Consider the following 17,233-nt stretch of genomic DNA (forward strand, 5'->3'; position numbering starts at 1 on the left):
CGTACTGCTGGTGGGATGCCAGTGCACAGTTCCGGGTCCGTGAGGCGACCCGGGAGGAGGGGTGCGTGCCCGGATGAGTAGCAGCTCCAACCGGTCGATGGGGGCATGGGCCGAGGCAGAGCGGCAGCGGCAACGGCAGTTGGAGGCGCACCAGCGGCAACAGCGCGCCGCCGAGCGGGAGCTCGCCCGCAGCCACCGCGAACAGCAGGTGGCGTACCGGCAGCGCCGTGACGCCGAGGCCATCCGGCTCACCGGGGAGCTGGAGGCCCGGGTCGAGGCGCTGGGCCGGCTGCTCGCGACGGGCTGCCGGGCACCCGCCTTCCGCACGACCGCCCTGCTGCGCTCCGAGCAGCTGGAGCCGTTCAACCCGGGCCGGCTCGCCGTCCCGGTCCCGATGCCGAACCCGGGGGCCTACCACCCCGAGCCCGGCTGGGGGTTCGGGTCCGGCCGGCGGGCGCAGGAGGAGGCGCGAGCCCGGTACGAGCGCGACCTGTCGGCCGCCAGGACCGCCGAGGAGCGGCGCCAGCAGCAACTGACCGCGTACGGGCGGCAGTACGACGAGTGGCGCAGAGCGCAGCTGACGGAGATCCGGCGGCACAACGCCGGGATCGCCGAGCACGTGGCCGGACTGCGCCGCGGGGATCCCGAGACGGTGGTCGAGTACTTCTCGGCGGCGCTGTACGCCTCCACGGCCTGGCCGGAGGGGTTCCCGCGCCAGCTGGCGTGCGCGTACGACCCGGCCGCCCGCCGGCTCGTCCTGAACTGGGAGCTGCCCGGGTACGACGTCGTGCCCGCGGCCCGGTACGTGCGCTACCTGCCCTCCGTCGACCAGGACAAGGAGACGGCCAGGCCGGTCGGGCAGCGCAGGTCGCTCTACCGGGACGTGCTGGCGCAGTCCGTCCTGCTGGCGCTGCGCGAACTGTTCGCGGCGGACGAGTTCGGCACCCTGGACTCCGTCACCCTGAACGGCTTCGTGGACGACCACGACCCGTCGACCGGGCTGCGCGCCCAGCTCTTCCTCGCCACCGTCGCCGCGGACCGCCAGGTCTTCGACCGGCTGAACCTGGTGCAGGTCAGCGCCGTGGACTGCCTCGTCGACGGCCTCGGCGGCAAGCTGTCGGCACGCCCCGACCAGCGCACGGTGGTGCGGCCCGGCACGGTGCCGGGGGATCTGGGCCGGGGGACGGTCTCGCACGGCGGGGGTGAGGACCCCGACCTGTTCGAGATGGACCCCGTCGCGTTCGAGGCGCTGGTGGCGGAGCTGTTCCGGGCCCGGGGGATGCAGGCGGTCATGACGCAGCGCTCCAACGACGGCGGCGTCGACGTGGAGGCGCTGGATCCGGACCCCATCAGCGGCGGCACGATCATCGTGCAGGTGAAGCGCTACCGCCACACGGTGCCGCCCACCGCCGTGCGCGACCTGTTCGGAACGGTGCAGGGCGCGGGTGCCAACAAGGGCGTGCTCGTGACCACGTCCGGCTTCGGCCCCGGCTCCTACACCTTCGCCAACGGCAAGCCGCTGACGCTGATCTCCGGCGCCGAGCTCGTCGACCTGCTGGGCCGGCACGGGCTGCGCGGCCGGCTCGGCGGCGGCCCGGCGCCGGTGCCCGCCCAGCGGACACCGACGCTCGTCACGCCGGCCGCGGCGACCGTCCCGGAACCCGAGTACAACCTGCTGGGGATGAACTGGGCGGGCGGCGTGGCACTGGACGTGTGCGCGCTCGTCTGCCAGGGCAACCGCGCGCTCAGCGACGACCACTTCGTCTTCTTCAACAACGCGCGGACCCCGGACGGGACGGTGCAGGCCGTGGCCCGCCCCGCCCGGGACAAGGCCGCCGTCCGTGTCGCGTTCGACGCCCTTCCGGCCCGCGCGGACCGGCTCGTGCTGGCGGTGTCGATCGACCCCGAGGTCAACCCGGACGCGGACCTCGCCGGCTTCACCGACTCGTTCATCCGCCTGTCGGACGGATCGGGAGTGGAACTCGACCGGCTGGAGGTCTCCGACGGCCGGCCCGGCGAGACCGCGCTGATCCTCGGCTCCTTCCGGCGCCGCGGCAGCGGCGACTGGGAGTTCGTCATCGGCGGCAAGGGCTATGAGGGCGGTCTGGAGGCGCTGGTGCGCGAATACGGAATCGACGTCGGATAGACCGCTCGATTCCGCGGACCGCAGCGGATCATTTCGGCGGAGCTGATTTCTCGCGGGGCACCCATAATGCGAACGCGTGAGCGTGGGACGGAAATTCGAATGACGCGGAATGCGGAGGAGGGGATCAGGTGTTGGGCACGCGCAGCTTCACCCAGGAAACGGGTCCCGGCCAGCCGTCCGCGTCCGCTCCCCGATAGCCGATCTTCCATTGGAACTTCGCGTACGAGCGCCGGTCGGTGTCGGTCCACTGCGGGCCGGGCCCCTGGGTGTACAGCGCCACCCCTTCGGCGACCAGGCGGCGGCCCATCGCTGTGATGATCGGGCTGCGCGGTTCGGTGCGGAACCACGGCCCGCCCGGGAACGGCTCCAGGGCGCCCGGGCCCGGGCCGGGGGCCGGCCGGGGCCAGGCCGGGTCGGCGGACTCCAAGCCGCCCGCGTACTTCGGGTACCCGTACCCGTACACCCGCGGCGAGGTGCGCTCCCGCACCCGCCGGTAGACCCCGTCGCCCTCGGCGGAGCCGTTCACGTTGGTGTTTCCCTCGATGGTGTAGATCCGCGTGGCGTCGAACCGCTCCACCACGCCGGTGTGCTCCGAGCCGCCCGCACCGTAGAAGACCTGGGCACCCACCGCCGGATACTCCGAGAACCTGCCGCGCTCCTTGAACCAGGCCACGCCCGTGGCGCACGACGCGGTGCGCGGGAACAGGGCGGCGGCGCCGGCCCGCAGCGCCACCCAGGAGACGAACGTGGCGCACCACGGCTGGCCCTGCGACCACTCCAGGCCGGGAACCTCGTCGCTGTAGCGCTGGATGTTGTTCCAGTCCCCGTGATCACGGCCCTCGTGGACGCCGACCTGGCCGGCTGCCGTCCGCATGACCGCGTCGGGATCCCCCTGCAGCGTTTGCACCAGTAACGGGTCTGCTGACATGCGAATCACCCCCTACCGGCTCCACTGTGGAGCCGGTAGGGACAGGGTCCTCGCGCGGCCTTGCAGAATTCGTGCAACCCGCGTGCAGGGGGCGCCTCAGGCGTACTTCTCATCCATGAGATCCGCGTGTTAAACAATGACCGTGAAAGACGCACCATCGGTCTGGGGGGAGACGATGGAGTTCCGCTTACTCGGACCGGTCACCATCGCCGACGAAAATCGTTCGATCAGCCCGGGAGGGCCCCGACAACAGACCGTCGTGGCGGCCCTGCTGATACACCGCAACACCTTCGTTCCGGTGCCCCGGCTCATCGCATGCGTATGGGGGGACCAAGCGCCGCCCAGCGCCGTCAACAGTCTGCAGAGCTACGTCTCGCGCTTCAGGAAGCTGCTGGGGACGGTCCCGTCCGACGGATCGGTGCGCCTGGTGCGCAGCGTCCCCGGCGGGTACTCGCTGCACGCCCCGGACGAACGGGTCGACGGGGTGCGGTTCGCGCGGCTCGTGTCGGACGGCCGCTCGCTGCTGGAGGCGGGGCGCGCGATGGAGGCGTACCGCTGCCTGTCCCGGGCGCTGCGGCTGTGGCGCGGCCCGGCGATGGCCGGTCTCGCCGATCACGAGCCGCTCGCCGTGGAGATCGCCCGCCTGGAGGAGCTGCGGATGTCCGCGACGGAGTACCTCGCGACGGCCGCGCTGGCGCTGGGGCGCAACGAGGAGTCCGTCGCCCTGCTGCGGGGCGTCATCCGCGAGTGCCCGCTCCGGGAGGGGCCGCGCGCCGGCCTGATGCTGGCGCTCTACCGCTCCGGCCGGCAGGCCGAGGCGCTCGCCCTGTTCAGGACGACCAGGGACATGCTCATCGACGAACTGGGGGTGGAGCCGGGCCGTGAACTGGCCCGGCTCCAGCAGTCGATCCTGCGCCAGGACCCGGCGCTCGCCCGGTCGGGCCGGCCCTGACCGCCGCGGGACGACGGCCGGGACCGGCCGGGGGCGGGCTCAGCGGGTGATGATCGCCGGGTCGCTCGTTCCGGGCCGCCCGGTCTCGACGTGGCCCGCCAGGCGGCGCAGGTAGCCGCCGTCCTGCGCGGAGCGGACCGTCAGGTCGTACCAGTCGTGGCTGCGGCGCGGGTGCGCGGTGTGGACGGCGCGGGCGCCGGGCCGCAACCGGTAGGTGGCCGGGCGCTCGTGCCCGTAGCCGTCCTTGACCGTCAGCGTGACGGTCGTCGCGCCCGGGTTGCTGAGCACCAGCCGCACGTGCCCGCCGTGCCCGTCATGGGTCGCGGTGACCTCCGGGCCCCGGCTGCCGGCGTGGCCCGCGAACTGCCGCAGGAAGCCGTTGGGGCCGTGCACGGTGACGTCGTAGGCGCTGCGCCCGGCCGCGGGAACGGCCAGGTGGTCCGACAGCCGCCGTCCCGCCTCGACGGTGTACGTCCACGGGCCGTCCGGGGACGTCGCGGAGGTGACGTACAGGTGCGCCCCGGCCTTGCCGTGGTTGGCGAAGTCGATGCGCAGCCGGTGCTCCTGGGGGTCGACCGCCGCGTCCGCCGCCAGGTCGTACGGCAGTGCGCGGGCCGGCCGCAGCCCGGGTTCCTGCTTCGGCAGCACGGGGTTGGCCGGCGGCACCGGCACGTAGTCGGGGTGCCGGTCGCGGTCCGGCGGCAGGTAGCCGGCGGTGTCGGGCAGCGCCGGGACGCGGGTGTCGGCCCCGGAGAACTGGAACGCGGTGGTGAGGTCGCCGCAGACCGCCCGGCGCCAGGGCGAGATGTTGGGCTCGTGGACGCCGAAGCGCCGCTCCATGAACCGGATGATCGACGTGTGGTCGAAGACCTGGGAGTTGACCCAGCCGCCCTTGCTCCACGGGGACACGACGAGCATCGGGACCCGCTGCCCCAGGCCGTACGCCCCGGGGACGCTGTGGTCCGTGCCGGTGGGCGTGAAGAGCTCGTCCGTGACGTCGGCCGTGGACCGCCCCTGCGCCCGGGAGGACGGCGGGTACGGCGGCACGGCGTGGTCGAAGAAGCCGTCGTTCTCGTCGTAGGTGATGAACAGCGCGGTCTTGCTCCACACCTCGGGGTTGGAGGTCAGGGCGTCCAGCACCTGGGAGATGTACCAGGCGCCGTAGTTGACCGGCCAGTTCGGGTGCTCGCTGAACGCCTCGGGCGCCGCGATCCAGGAGACCGCGGGCAGCCGGTCGGCCGCCACGTCGGCCTTGAGGATGTCGAAGAAGCCCTCGCCCGCCTTGGCGTCGGTGCCGGTGCGGGCCTTGTCGTACAGCGGGTCGCCCGGCTTGGCGTTGCGGTACTGGTTGAAGTACAGCAGCGAGTTGTCCCCGTAGTTGCCCCGGTAGGGGTCCTGGATCCAGCCCCAGCCGCCGGCCGCGTCCAGCCCGTCGCCCACGTCCTGGTAGATCTTCCAGGAGACCCCGGCCTTCTCCAGGCGCTCGGGGTAGGTGGTCCAGGAGTAGCCGGCCTCGGCGTTGGTGATGACGGGTCCGCCGCCGGTGCCGTCGTTGCCGGTGAACCCGGACCACATGTAGTAGCGGTTGGGGTCCGTGGGGCCGATCAGCGAGCAGTGGTAAGCGTCGCAGATGGTGAAGGTGTCGGCCAGCGCGTAGTGGAAGGGGATGTCCTCGCGCGTCAGGTAGGCCATCGTCGTCGCGGTCTTGGCCGGCACCCAGCGGTCGTACCTGCCCTGGTTGAAAGCGGCGTGGCCGCCGTTCCAGTCGTGGTTGAGGTCCTCGAGGAACTGCAGGCCCAGCTTGTCCGCCTCCGGGTGGAAGGGCAGGACGTCCTTCGTGCCGTCGGACTGGTGCCACACGCTCTTGCCGCTGGGCAGCGTCACCGGGCGGGGGTCGCCGAAGCCGCGGGCGCCGCGCAGGGTGCCGAAGTAGTGGTCGAAGGAGCGGTTCTCCTGCATCAGGACGACGACGTGCTCGACGTCGCGCAGGGAGCCGGTGCGGCGGTTCGCCGGGATCTCCGCCGCTCGGGCGATGCTCTCCGACAGCAGTGAGGCGGCGGCGGTGCCACCGGCCAGCTGCATGAAACGTCGGCGGTCGATGGCGGTCATGAGAAGCCGGCCTCCAGGGTCGTTCGCGGCAGTGCGGGTGCGCTGACAGTCTCCTCAGGCGGCGGAGAATCCCCTGCGACCGAGGGATGGAGACACGGTGAACACTCCGCCAACCACGGTCACTCGCGGGCGTCGACATGCTCGCACCCGCGCGCGGCGAAGCCAAGAGGACGTCCGGCCAGGCGCGGGTGCCCGCCGTGCGGCCTGCCCCCGCGGCGGCACATCGTGTGCGTCACAAACGCTCAGGTCGGGCGTATATCGCTCCCGCCGGACGGGCCGGGGTGGCACGATGGCGGCATGACCACCGGGCCGGCGTCCCGCACCGCACGAGCCGCGATGTTCGCGGCCGTCTGCGTGCTGATGGCAGCGCTCGGCCACTCCTGGGCATCCGGTGACCCCGTTCCGTGGTGGTCGCTCTGCGCGGCCTTCTCCGGTACCGCCTCGGCCGCCTGGTGGCTGGCGGGACGGGAGCGCGGGGTCCTGGTCGTCACCGGCTCCACGGTCCTGGCCCAACTCGGCCTGCACGCCCTGTTCGAGCTGGCGCGGCCGCCCGGCCCGGGAACGTCCGGCCCGATGACGCATGACATGACGGGCATGCACAGCGGCGCCGCCGCACTGGCCGGAACCCCGCACTCCGACCTGCACCTGAGCATGCCCATGGGCGGGGCCATGCCCGGCTCGGCCGGCCGGCAGGCCACCGACGTCATGGGCATGTCGTCCGGCGGCCACGCATCCCTCGGCATGTTCCTCGCCCACCTGCTGGCCGCCGTGGTCTGCGGACTGTGGCTGTGGCGCGGCGAGGCGGCCGCCTTCCGGCTCGGACGGACTCTGTCGGCCCTGATGGCCGCCCCCCTGCGACGCGTCTGGGGCGTGCTGTGCCGCTCCCTGCGCACCGCCCGCGACGACGTCCGGCCGCGCCCGCGGCGCACCGCCGACGACACTCCCGCGCACGCGCTGCGCGGCGTGCTGCTCCACCACGTCCTCTCCCGCAGGGGCCCACCGGTCGCCGCCCGGCACTGCTGAGACCCGCTCGCCCCCCGCGCCCGGCCGACCGGCCGCGCCCGGGTGACGAGCGGCGTACCCGCCTGCCCGTACGCCGCCGCGCCCACGGCGCGCGGCGCCGCGCAGGCCGGTTCCCGACCATGCGGCTCTCTCCCGCCACCCGCCGACCGCGGGCGCGGGACACGGACCCAGGCCGTCCAGGCGACCGCCGCCGGTCCTGAGAGGCCGTTCGCCGACGGCCGCTCCACGCCGTGGTGCGGCCGTGCAGCACGAGAAGGACCTTTTGTGATGACTCATGCCCTGGTGAGGGGCGCCCCGAGGGCGTCCGCTCGCAAGGACGACGAACAGGTCACCGAGTGGGCGCTCGCCGCGCGCGGCGGAGACCCGGCGGCCGTCGAACGCTTCGTCCAGGCCACGTACGGCGACGTCTGGCGGTTCACCGCCCACCTCAGCGGCGACGTGAACGGCGCCGACGACCTGACGCAGGACACGTTCCTGCGGGCGCTCGGCGGCCTGCCGCGGTTCGCCGGCCGCTCCGGCGCGCGGACCTGGCTGCTGTCGATCGCCCGCCGCGCCGTCATCGACCGCTACCGGCACGCCGCCGCCCGGCCTCGGATCTCCGACACCGTCGACTGGCGCAGCGCCGCCGAGGGGACGCAGCCCGTCGGGGTACCGGGGTTCGAGGAGGGCGTGGCGATGCTCGAACTGCTCGACACCCTGCAGGCGCCCCGCCGCGAGGCGTTCGTCCTGACCCAGTTGCTCGGGCTGTCCTACGCCGAGGCGGCCGCCGCGACGGGCTGCCCGATCGGCACCGTACGGTCCCGGGTCGCCCGCGCCCGTGACGACCTGGTCGTCCTGCTCCAGGCCGCGGAGACGGCGCCGCGTGCGGGAACCGTCCCCGCGCGCCCCGGACTCCGGGAGGACCCGGAGCCGGAGGACCGGCACCAGCCGCGCGACCACCCGGAGCCGCGGGAGCGCCCGGAGCGTTCCGTACCGCCCGCGCGCCGCCGCGACGAGCGGCGGAGCGGCCCGTACCGCATCCGTCCGAACCGTCTCACCCAGCCCCTTTGGAGTCCCGCATGACCCCTGAGATCGAGAAGGCCTTCGCCGCGCTGCGCGAGCAGTACGGCGCCGGATCCATCGTGCGCGTCGAGCAGATGCTGGAGGCGGGGCGGCAGCACCGCCACCCGCTGCAGAAGGGCGCGAAATGGATCATGCCCGGCATCTCGCAGCGCCCCTGGCACGACCCCTACGAGCACCCGGAGATCGCACCCGTGGTGCGCGCCCTCGAAGCCGCGCACCCGGCCGTCAAGGACGAGCTGGCGCTGGCCTGGTCCGCGCGCCGCGCCGCGTTCTCCGACTACGAGCACTATCTGACGCGCCAGGAGGACTGGCAGGCGCTGTACCTGTACCGCCGCGGCACCCTGGTGCGGGAGTCGGCGGATGTGGTGCCGACGGCGTTCGGGGTGCTCGAGCAGCACGCCGTCGCGACCGGGAAGATCTGCCCGCTCCTGGAGAGCCACTTCTCGACCCTGCTGCCGGGCGCGTCGATCGCCCCGCACCACGACCTGTGGAACTTCAGCATCAACCTGCACCTCGCCGTCGACATCCCGGAGGGGTGCGGCATCACGGTCGCCGGGGAGACCAGGAGCTGGGAGGAGGGGAAGTGCCTGCTGTTCGACTACTCCTTCGAGCACGAGGCGTGGAACCGCGGCACCCGGCCGCGCACCGCCCTGCTGATCGACCTCTGGCACCCGGACACCACCGTCCCGGAGCGCGCGGCGCTCGTCGCCCTCATCACCGAGATCCGCAACCTGATGGGGGAGGAGGGCTGATGGCGGGCGGGGAGAGGTGACGGGACTCGTCCGTCCGGGCTCAGGCTCCCGGACGGACGACCACGGCCTCGACGCGCACGACGCCGCTGTCCCGGAATCGCAGGACGAACGGCACCCGCTCGCCCAGCGGCAGCCGCGGCGGGCGCTGGATCATGACGTCGAGCCCGGCCGGATCCATGGTCACCGTGCCGTGCGCGGGCACCGCCACCGGGCCGGCCGGCGCCATCCGGCCGGCCCCGTCGCGGACCACCGTGCGGGTGAGCATCGCCGGCCCCAGGACCGGTGAGTCCACCGACAGCAGGACGTCGGCCGTGCCGCCGGTGTTGCGGAGGGTGAAGAACGCCGCGGTCGCCTCGGGGTTGGCGGGCCGGAAGACGCGGGCGTCGGTGACGGTGATCCGGGCCGGGGGATCGCCGGCGGCGCCCGTCGTCGTGTAGGCGGTGAGCAGCGCCAGCACCGCCACGCAGGTGGCCACCGGGACCAGGGCGGCGCGCAGCGCGCCCGGCACCTCGAGGATGACGCCCCCGGCGCCGGGGGCGTCGTCGTCGGTTCGTCGGCTCATCGCGCACCCGCCAGGGACCGTTCGCCGCCCGGACGGCCGGGCGTGCGCCCCGACCGGCGGCCGGGCCGCCGTGGACCGGCCCCGGTACCGGGGCCGGTGTCGTGCGAAGGAGCGCACAACCGCAGGCTGTTGCCGACGACGAGCACCGAGCTGGCCGACATCGCCAGCGCCGCGAACATCGGGTCGAGCCAGCCGGTCGCCGCGAGCGGCAGCGTCAGGGCGTTGTACGCGAACGCCCAGCCGAGGTTGGCGCGGATCGTGCGCAGGGTGCGGCGGGTGAGCCGGACGGCCTGCACGACCGCCTCCATGTCCTCGCGGACGAGTGTGAGGTCCGCCGCGCCGATCGCCGCGTCGGTGCCGGCGCCCATGGCGATCCCGAGGTCGGCCACGGCGAGCGCCGCCGCGTCGTTGACGCCGTCGCCGACCATGGCCACCTGCCGCCCCTCGGAGCGCAGCGCGGTGATGATCTCCGCCTTGCCCTGCGGGACGACGCCGGCGTGCACCCGGGTGATGCCCACCTGCTCGGCGACCGCCGCGGCCGCGGCGGGCCCGTCGCCGGTCAGCAGCACGGACTCGATGCCCAGCTCCCGCAGATGGCGCACCGCGCGGAAGCTGGACGGGCGCACGGTGTCGCCGACGGCCAGCACCGCGACCGCCCGGCCGTCCCGTTCCACGACGACGGCGGTGTGCGCGGCGTGCTCCGCCCGGTCCAGCGCCTGGCGCAGGACCTCGGGCAGGTCGGCCCGCCCGCCGGGGCCGGCCACCTTGATCTCGTGGCCCTCGACCCGGCCGGTCACGCCCACCCCGGGCAGCGCGCGGAAGTCCGCGGCGGCGGGCAGGGCGGCGCCCTCCCCGGCGCGGCGGCGCGCGGCGGCGGCCACCGCCCGTCCGATGGGGTGCTCCGAGCCGTGCTCGACCGCCCCGGCCAGCCGCAGCACCTCGGCGGCGGTCGGCCCCTCGGGGACGGTGGTGGTGGCCACGAGCGCCATCCGCCCGGTGGTGAGGGTGCCGGTCTTGTCGAACACGACGGTGTCCACCCGGCGCAGCCGCTCCAGCGCCTCCGGCTCGCGGATGAGGATGCCCAGTTGGGCGCCGCGGCCGGTCGCGGCGAGGAAGGCGGTGGGGGTGGCGAGGCCGAGTGCGCAGGGGCAGGCGACGACCAGGACGGAGACGGCCGCGGTCACGGCGGCCTCGGCGCCGGCCCCCGCTCCCAGCCAGAAGCCGAGCACGGTGCCGGCGACGGTGACGACGGCGGGGACGAACACGCCGGCGATGGAGTCGGCGAGCCGCTGGACCCGGGCCTTGCCCGCCTGGGCGTCGGTCACCAGGCGGGTGATCTGCTCGAGTTGGGTGTCGGCGCCGACGGCGGTCGCCCGCACCACCAGCAGACCGCCGGAGTTGACGGCCGCGCCCACCACCGCGGCGCCGGGGCCGACCTCCACCGGCGTGCTCTCGCCCGTGACGAGGGAGAGGTCGAGCGCGGAACTGCCGTCCACCACGACGCCGTCGGTGGCGACCTTCTCCCCGGGGCGGACCAGGAACTCCTGGCCCACCCGCAGTTCGGCAATGGGTATCCGCGGGCCGCCGGCCCCGTCGCGCCCGCGCAGCTCGACGTCCTTGGCGCCGAGTTCGGCCAGCGCGCGCAGCGCGGAGCCGGTGCCGCGCCGCGCGCGGGCCTCCAGGTAGCGGCCGGTCAGCACGAACAGCGGGACGCCGACCGCCGCCTCCAGGTACACGTGCGCGATCCCGTCACCGGCCGTGGGCAGCCAGGTGAACGGCATCCGCATGTTCTGCTCGCCGGCTCCGCCGAGGAACAGCGCGTACACCGACCAGAGGAAGGAGGCGGCCACTCCGACGGACACCAGCGTGTCCATGGTGGCCGCCGCGTGCCGCAGCCCCCGCAGGGCCTGCCGGTGGAAGGGCCACGCCCCCCAGGTGGCGACGGGCGCGGCCAGCGTGAAGCACAGCCACTGCCAGTGGTCGAACTGCCAGGCGGGGACCATGGACAGCGCCATCACGGGCAGCGCGAGCGCGGCGGTCCCCAGCAGCCGGTCCCGGTCGGCATCGCGGGCCGGGCCGTCCCCGCCCGCCGGGGCGGTGTCCACCGGTGCGGGCGGGCGGGGGAGTTCGGCGGTGTACCCGGCCTGTTCGACGGCCGAGATCAGCCGTTCGGCGGGCATCTCCGGCGGGTGGGTGACGCGGGCCCGGCCGGTGGCCAGGTTCACGCTGGCCGTCACGTCCGGGAGCCGGGCGAGCTTCTTCTCCACCCGGCCGACGCAGGCCGCGCACGTCATACCGCCGACGACCAGGTCCGTGGTGACGGAACCGGCGGCCGTCACCGTCCGGCCGCCGTGAGCTCCGGCCCCTGCGACCCCATGCCGCCCATGCCCGGCATCCCGCCGCCGTCGGACTCCGGCTCCTGCGGCGCTCCCGGTGACGGGTCGCCCGGATCACCCGGTACCCCCGGTGCGTCGGTGCCCGTCCGGTGGATTCCGGGCGCGACGGGACCGGCCGCCCGGCCCACCGCGAACGAGGCCGCCATGAGGACGGCCAACAGGAACAGGAATCCCAGCAGAGCCGGTGGTGGCGCGGCTCTTGATATACGCCACGAGCGGGCGGAACGCGAAGGAGTGGGGGTTTCTGTCACGGGAGTCGATGCCACTCCCTAATGTTTGCATGCTGTACGGGGCTGGTACGGCGATCCGCAACTCAGTAGAGTGTGACGAAAAATATCGGAGACGCCGGGAACTGAACGGCCCCGTCATCCGACTACTAGAAAACACCTGTTGAGAGCCTGTGTGGCGCGAACGAAACGCCATCACGGAAGTTGCGGCCGGAATTCGCCATCTCCTGCGCTCCACAGCGCTTCCGCAATGACCAAAAATAGCAGGTTTGATCACCGTGCGGGTTGACAAGGTCCCCGCGGGTACCCATTGATGTGGCCGGTTTCCCGCGTCACATCCGCGTTGTTCCCGCGTGTCGGCTCGGCCGAATCACACGGAGGCCGCATTCGCAATACGCCCCTGAGCCAGTCCAAATCGAATGCTTGGCGTTTGCCGCGCTCCGGAGCCTCGGTAAGGATCCAGAAACGGGTCGCGCTCCCGGCGTATGACGGACATACGACCAGGGGCGCATTCCAAGGGGGAACGTCCGAGCATGTCTGCACTGAAGGCACCACCCGCTCCAACGCGCCAACGTCTCGGACTGTCCTTGTTCGTGCTGGCCACCGCCCAGTTGGTCATCGCCCTCGACTTCAACGTCGTCTACGTCGCCCTCCCGTCCATCGGCAGCGGCCTCGGCTTCTCGGCCCAGGACCTGCAGTGGGTGGTGAGCGCGTACGTCGTCGCCACCGCGGGGTTCCTGCTGCTGGGCGGCCGGGCCACCGACCTGCTCGGCCGCCGCCGGATCTTCACTGTCGCGGCCCTGCTGTACGCCGGCTCCTCGCTCGTCGGCGGGCTGGCCGGATCCGCCGCCGTCCTGGTGGCCGTCCGGGCCATCCAGGGCATCGGCGGGGCACTGCTGTTTCCCGCCACTCTCTCTTTGATCAATACGCTGTTCGCGGAGGGGTCGGCCCGCAACCGGGCGCTCGCCGTCTGGGGCGCCGCGGGCGCGGGCGGCCTGTGCTTCGGCTCGCTGCTGGGCGGTGTGCTCGTCGACGCGTTCGGCTGGCCGTCGGTCTTCTTCGTCAACGTGCCGCTGGCCGGGCTGATCGCCGTCGCGGGGTGGATGCTCTTCCCCGCCGACGAAGCGCCTGCGCAGCGGCGGCAGTTCGACGTGGCCGGCGCGCTGGCGGCGACGGGCGGCATCACCCTGCTGGTCTTCGTCCTGGTGCACGCTCCCGAGGCCGGCTGGACCAGCGGCCCCGTCCTCGGCTGCGCGGCGGCCTCCGTCGCGCTGCTCGCGGCCTTCGCGGTCATCGAGACCCGCACCCGCGACCCGCTCACCCCGGCCCGGCTGTTCGCCCACCGGAGCCTGGTCGCGGCCATGGCGCTGACCGCGGTGTTCAGCGCCACCTTCAGCTCGCTGCCGTACTTCCTGACGCTGTACTTCCAGACGGTGCGCGACTACAGCGCGCTGCGGACCGGGCTCGCGTTCCTCGTCCCGGCGCTCGTGGTGGCGGCCGGCACCAAGGCGGGCGAGTGGGCGGTCGGCGCGATCGGGATGACCAGGACCCTGCTGTGGTCGCTGCTGCTCGGCGCCGCCGGTGTCGCGCTGCTCGCTCCGGGGCTGACCGCCGACGGGTCGTACGCTCGCGTACTGCCGGGGATCGTGCTGCTCAGTGCGGCGCAGGGCGCCGGGTGGACCGCGATGTGGATCGCGGCCGCCACCGGGGTCGCACCCGGGGACCAGGGCATCGCGTCGGGACTCGCCTCCACCACCCTGCAGATCGGGGGCGCGGTCGGCCTCGCGGTGCTGGTGGCCGTCGCCGACACCGGCCGGCACGGCGCCCTGCACGGAGCCGCGCTGCGCCTGGCCCTGCTGGACGACATCCGCACGGTCGTCTACGTGATCGCGGCGGGCATCTGTCTGGGCACGCTGGTGCTGCTGGCCTTCCGCAGAGTGCCGGCGCCCTGACCTGGCACCCCGACCCGGCTCCCCGCTCCCCGGGTTCCCGCCCCGACCGACCGCCGCGCCCGTAGCCGCCTGCCGTCCTGACGTCCTCGTCCTGCCGTCCGCCGTCCGCCGTTCGCTGTCCTGCCTCCGCCGACCTCCCGGCCCCTCGCGGCCGCGCAAGTGCACGCTTACCGAGGAGATCCGCCGTGCTCAGCCCGAACACCCCGACCCTGCCGTCCCACCCCGACACTGTCACCGATCCGACCGATCCGACCCACCCGGCCCACCGGCCCGCAGGGGCCGCGCCCGTCGCCGTCGTCTGCGGCATCGCCGGATGGCTGCCGCCCCGGGTCGTCACCAACGAGGAGCTGTCGCAGCGCCTGGACACCACCGACGCGTGGATCAGAACCAGGACCGGCATCGGCCAACGGCACTTCGTGGAGCCCGGGCAGGCCACCTCCGACCTCGCGGTCGAGGCGGGCCGCCGGGCGCTGGAGGCGGCCGGCACCGGTTCGGTGGACGCGGTGATCGTCGCCACCACCACCCCGGACCGCTCCTGCCCGGCCACCGCGCCCGTCGTCGCCGACCGGCTCGGACTCAACGGTGTGGCCGCGTTCGACGTCAGCGCCGTGTGCACCGGGTTCGTCTACGGGCTGGCCTCGGCCGCCGGGCTCATCGCGGCGGGTGTCGCCGGCCGGGTGCTGCTGATCGGCGCGGACACGTACTCGTCGATCGTGGACCCCGACGACCGGGCGAACGCCATCATCTTCGGCGACGGCGCCGGCGCGGTGGTGCTGCGCGCCGGGCACGCCGGTGAACCCGGCGCCGTGACCCACTTCGACCTCGGCAGCGACGGCGCGCACGAGGAGCTCATCGTCGTCGCGGCCGGCGGCTCCCGGCAGCGCGCCGGCGACGGCACGCACGAGGACCAGCACTTCGCGATGCGCGGCCGGGAGGTCTACCGGCACGCGGTGACCCGCATGGCCGACTCGGCGCGCGCGGTGCTCCAGCGGGCCGACTGGAAGGTCGAGGACATCGACCACCTCGTGCCCCACCAGGCGAACCTGCGGATCCTGCACTCGGTCGCCGACGACCTGGGGCTCGCCAGGACCGCCTGCGTGTCCAACATCGAGTCGGTCGGCAACACCGGCGCCGCCTCGATCCCGCTCGCCCTCGCCGACGCCGCCGCCCGGCAGGTCGTCCGGCCGGGGCAGCGCATCCTGCTCACCGCCTTCGGAGGCGGCCTCACCTGGGGCTCCTGCGTGCTGCGGTGGCCCGACCTGACCACTTCCGACACCCGAAGGACAACGGAGGAGACAGCACACATGAGCACCACCTACGAGCAGCTCGTCGCGGTCATCGCGAAGCTGCACGACGCGGACCCGGAGCTCGTCCGCCCGGAGGCGACGTTCGCCGAACTCGACGTCGACTCGCTGACGATGGTCGAGATCAGCATGCGCCTAGAGCGCGACCTCGGCATCGAGGTCGCGGACAACGAGCTGCGCGGCGACATGACCCTCGACGAGACCGTACGGCTGATCGACGCCAAGCTCGACGGCCTGATCGGCACCCCGACCACCACCGGCACCACCCACTCGAAGGGCTGACCCCATGAACATCATTCCGCAGGACGGCAAGACGCTCGGCGCGAGCGTCGAGGGCTTCGACCACAGCACCGCCACCGACGAGGACGTCGCCGCGCTCAAGCAGACGGTCTACACGCGCAAGATCGCGGTGCTGAAGGGCCAGGACCTGTCGCCCAAACAGTTCCTCGAACTCGGCAAGCGGCTGGGCCGTCCCGAGACCTACTACGAGCCCATGTACCAGCACCCCGAGGTGGAGGAGATATTCGTCTCCTCGAACGTCCCCAAGGACGGTAAGCAGATCGGGGTGCCGAAGACCGGGAAGTTCTGGCACGCCGACTACATGTTCATGCCGGACCCGTTCGGGCTGACCCTCATCTACCCGCAGGTGATCCCGCAGAAGAGCCGCGGGACCTACTTCATCGACATGGGCCGGGCGTACGAGGCGCTGCCCGAGGACCTCAAGCGGGAGGTCGAGGGAACGTACGCGCGGCACTCCGTGCGGAAGTACTTCAAGATCCGGCCGCACGACGTGTACCGGCCCATCTCCGAGATCCTGGAGGAGGTCGAGACCAAGACGCCGCCGGTGGTGAAGCCCACCACCTTCACCCACCCGTTCACCGGCGAGACGGTGCTGTACCTCAGCGAGGGCTTCACCGTCGGCCTGGAGGACGCGGACGGCCGGCCGCTCGACGAGGACCTGCTGCGGCGGCTGTTCGAGGCCACCGGGCAGCTGGACGAGGAGTTCACCCACCCCGGCATCCACCTGCAGACGTTCGAGCAGGGCGACCTGCTGGTGTGGGACAACCGCAGCCTGATCCACCGCGCCCTGCACACCGCGGCGCCGGAGCCCACCGTCTCCTTCCGCGTCACGGTGCACGACGAGCGCAAGCTCTACGACGAGACCGCGGCGGCGTAGCGCGATGACCGTCTTCGCCACCGACACCGAACTGCTGCCGCTGGTCCTGCGGCCCTACAAGGCGAACTGCAAGTACCTCGAATCCGCCGTGGTCACCGCGGAGAACGGCCGGGTCTCGGCCGAGTGCACGTTCTCCATCGGCGAGTCGTGCTACATCGACGACACGGGCCATCTCAACGCGGTCGAAGTAAACATCAGTTACAACCAGATGATGTATTACGTGGTCGCCAAGTCCGTCAAGGAAGGGCTGCTGCCGGAGTTCGGCTCCTGGACGCTGGAGGACTACTGGCGGCACCAGCTGCCCGACATCCTCATCGCCCGGTTCGGCGGCAGTTTCCGGCGCCCGATCAACGCCCGCGCCTTCTCCGGCGGATTCGAGATCCTCACCGTCGACCGGCGCACCCCCGGCGGCGGCGACCCGCTGATCATCGCGGACACCTCGTACCGGTACTGGGACGCGGCGGGCGGCCGCTGCGACGGCGAGGTGAAGCTCGCCTTCGTCAACGCCTTCGACCAGGCGGCCGTCGGCACGTCCTGATCGTCGTCCCCTGACATCGCCGCGCGCCGCCGCCCGTCGACGACCCGGCCGTGCTGTGGCGGGCGGCGACCGCTCTCGGCCTGTCCGCCCACGCTCTGGACGCCG

14 protein-coding genes and 1 pseudogene are annotated in these 17,233 nt (G+C 73.1%); 10 read left to right on the plus strand and 5 right to left on the minus strand.

The window, feature by feature from the left end:
- The first annotated feature begins 73 nt into the window (after nucleotides 1-73).
- Entirely contained in the window at nucleotides 74-2,146 is a 2,073-nt protein-coding gene (locus ABZ721_RS30465; RefSeq protein ID WP_358791980.1) for a restriction endonuclease, read from the plus strand.
- Between the two features lie 124 nt (nucleotides 2,147-2,270).
- On the opposite strand, the gene ABZ721_RS30470 is transcribed toward ABZ721_RS30465, so the two are convergent.
- Nucleotides 2,271-3,074 carry a peptidoglycan-binding protein gene (locus tag ABZ721_RS30470; RefSeq protein WP_358791981.1) on the minus strand — a complete coding sequence of 268 codons (804 nt, stop codon included), beginning with the start codon at nucleotides 3,072-3,074 and terminating at the stop codon, nucleotides 2,271-2,273.
- Between the two features lie 142 nt (nucleotides 3,075-3,216).
- Here ABZ721_RS30470 and ABZ721_RS30475 point away from each other — a divergent pair, with 142 nt between their 5' ends.
- Nucleotides 3,217-4,026 carry an AfsR/SARP family transcriptional regulator gene (locus ABZ721_RS30475; RefSeq protein ID WP_358791982.1) on the plus strand — a complete coding sequence of 270 codons (810 nt, stop codon included), beginning with the start codon at nucleotides 3,217-3,219 and terminating at the stop codon, nucleotides 4,024-4,026.
- A 39-nt stretch (nucleotides 4,027-4,065) separates the two neighbouring features.
- Here ABZ721_RS30475 and ABZ721_RS30480 read toward each other — a convergent pair whose 3' ends face one another.
- Nucleotides 4,066-6,135, minus strand: a complete 2,070-nt coding sequence (locus ABZ721_RS30480) for a phosphocholine-specific phospholipase C (RefSeq protein WP_358791983.1) — start codon at nucleotides 6,133-6,135, stop codon at nucleotides 4,066-4,068.
- A 297-nt stretch (nucleotides 6,136-6,432) separates the two neighbouring features.
- On the opposite strand from ABZ721_RS30480, the gene ABZ721_RS30485 reads away from it, so the two are divergent.
- From ABZ721_RS30485 to ABZ721_RS30495, 3 genes are all read left to right on the plus strand, one after another.
- Nucleotides 6,433-7,158 (plus strand): hypothetical protein, encoded by a 726-nt coding sequence (locus ABZ721_RS30485; protein ID WP_358791984.1) that lies wholly within the window; start codon nucleotides 6,433-6,435, stop codon nucleotides 7,156-7,158.
- Nucleotides 7,159-7,425: 267 nt separating this feature from the next.
- Entirely contained in the window at nucleotides 7,426-8,220 is a 795-nt protein-coding gene (locus ABZ721_RS30490) for a sigma-70 family RNA polymerase sigma factor (protein ID WP_358791985.1), read from the plus strand.
- Nucleotides 8,217-8,972, plus strand: a complete 756-nt coding sequence (locus tag ABZ721_RS30495; protein WP_358791986.1) for an aspartyl/asparaginyl beta-hydroxylase domain-containing protein — start codon at nucleotides 8,217-8,219, stop codon at nucleotides 8,970-8,972. Before ABZ721_RS30490 ends, ABZ721_RS30495 begins: the two co-directional genes overlap by 4 nt.
- A 40-nt stretch (nucleotides 8,973-9,012) precedes the next feature.
- Here the strand turns inward: ABZ721_RS30495 and ABZ721_RS30500 are convergent, their stop codons facing one another.
- From ABZ721_RS30500 to ABZ721_RS30510, 3 genes are read right to left on the minus strand one after another with little or no spacing between them, the layout of a single operon-like run.
- The gene (locus ABZ721_RS30500) at nucleotides 9,013-9,534 is read right to left on the minus strand and encodes a copper chaperone PCu(A)C (RefSeq protein WP_358791987.1); all 522 of its coding nucleotides are present in this window, start codon (nucleotides 9,532-9,534) and stop codon (nucleotides 9,013-9,015) included.
- A complete protein-coding gene (locus ABZ721_RS30505; RefSeq protein WP_358791991.1) occupies nucleotides 9,531-11,828 on the minus strand; it encodes a heavy metal translocating P-type ATPase in 2,298 nt (765 codons plus the stop codon). Before ABZ721_RS30505 ends, ABZ721_RS30500 begins: the two co-directional genes overlap by 4 nt.
- A 41-nt stretch (nucleotides 11,829-11,869) precedes the next feature.
- A complete protein-coding gene (locus ABZ721_RS30510) occupies nucleotides 11,870-12,088 on the minus strand; it encodes a hypothetical protein (protein ID WP_358791993.1) in 219 nt (72 codons plus the stop codon).
- Nucleotides 12,089-12,690: 602 nt separating this feature from the next.
- Between ABZ721_RS30510 and ABZ721_RS30515 the strand changes: the two genes are divergently transcribed.
- The 5 genes and pseudogenes from ABZ721_RS30515 (at nucleotide 12,691) to ABZ721_RS30535 (ending at nucleotide 17,128) form a co-directional block, all read left to right on the plus strand.
- Nucleotides 12,691-14,109, plus strand: coding sequence for an MFS transporter (locus ABZ721_RS30515; protein ID WP_358791988.1), 1,419 nt, complete (start codon nucleotides 12,691-12,693; stop codon nucleotides 14,107-14,109).
- Nucleotides 14,110-14,399: 290 nt separating this feature from the next.
- Nucleotides 14,400-15,371 (plus strand): annotated as a pseudogene (locus tag ABZ721_RS30520) (beta-ketoacyl-ACP synthase III); the annotation flags it as partial.
- Nucleotides 15,372-15,413: 42 nt separating this feature from the next.
- Nucleotides 15,414-15,695 carry a phosphopantetheine-binding protein gene (locus ABZ721_RS30525; RefSeq protein ID WP_358791992.1) on the plus strand — a complete coding sequence of 94 codons (282 nt, stop codon included), beginning with the start codon at nucleotides 15,414-15,416 and terminating at the stop codon, nucleotides 15,693-15,695.
- Nucleotides 15,696-15,699: 4 nt separating this feature from the next.
- Entirely contained in the window at nucleotides 15,700-16,590 is an 891-nt protein-coding gene (locus ABZ721_RS30530) for a TauD/TfdA family dioxygenase (protein ID WP_358791989.1), read from the plus strand.
- Nucleotides 16,591-16,594: 4 nt separating this feature from the next.
- A complete protein-coding gene (locus ABZ721_RS30535; protein WP_358791990.1) occupies nucleotides 16,595-17,128 on the plus strand; it encodes an FcoT family thioesterase in 534 nt (177 codons plus the stop codon).
- The last annotated feature ends 105 nt before the right edge of the window (nucleotides 17,129-17,233 follow it).

It is taken from the genome of Streptomyces sp. NPDC006733 (assembly GCF_040636125.1).
Lineage (GTDB): Bacteria > Actinomycetota > Actinomycetes > Streptomycetales > Streptomycetaceae > Actinacidiphila.

Bases quoted from the DNA above. Each gene is read 5' to 3' on its own strand.
- ABZ721_RS30465 (WP_358791980.1), top strand. From the start codon at position 74: ATGAGTAGCAGCTCCAACCGGTCGATGGGGGCATGGGCCGAGGCAGAG.
- ABZ721_RS30470 (WP_358791981.1), bottom strand. From the start codon at position 3,074: ATGTCAGCAGACCCGTTACTGGTGCAAACGCTGCAGGGGGATCCCGAC.
- ABZ721_RS30480 (WP_358791983.1), bottom strand. From the start codon at position 6,135: ATGACCGCCATCGACCGCCGACGTTTCATGCAGCTGGCCGGTGGCACC.
- ABZ721_RS30485 (WP_358791984.1), top strand. From the start codon at position 6,433: ATGACCACCGGGCCGGCGTCCCGCACCGCACGAGCCGCGATGTTCGCG.
- ABZ721_RS30490 (WP_358791985.1), top strand. From the start codon at position 7,426: ATGACTCATGCCCTGGTGAGGGGCGCCCCGAGGGCGTCCGCTCGCAAG.
- ABZ721_RS30495 (WP_358791986.1), top strand. From the start codon at position 8,217: ATGACCCCTGAGATCGAGAAGGCCTTCGCCGCGCTGCGCGAGCAGTAC.
- ABZ721_RS30500 (WP_358791987.1), bottom strand. From the start codon at position 9,534: ATGAGCCGACGAACCGACGACGACGCCCCCGGCGCCGGGGGCGTCATC.
- ABZ721_RS30505 (WP_358791991.1), bottom strand. From the start codon at position 11,828: ATGACGTGCGCGGCCTGCGTCGGCCGGGTGGAGAAGAAGCTCGCCCGG.
- ABZ721_RS30515 (WP_358791988.1), top strand. From the start codon at position 12,691: ATGTCTGCACTGAAGGCACCACCCGCTCCAACGCGCCAACGTCTCGGA.
- ABZ721_RS30525 (WP_358791992.1), top strand. From the start codon at position 15,414: ATGAGCACCACCTACGAGCAGCTCGTCGCGGTCATCGCGAAGCTGCAC.
- ABZ721_RS30530 (WP_358791989.1), top strand. From the start codon at position 15,700: ATGAACATCATTCCGCAGGACGGCAAGACGCTCGGCGCGAGCGTCGAG.
- ABZ721_RS30535 (WP_358791990.1), top strand. From the start codon at position 16,595: ATGACCGTCTTCGCCACCGACACCGAACTGCTGCCGCTGGTCCTGCGG.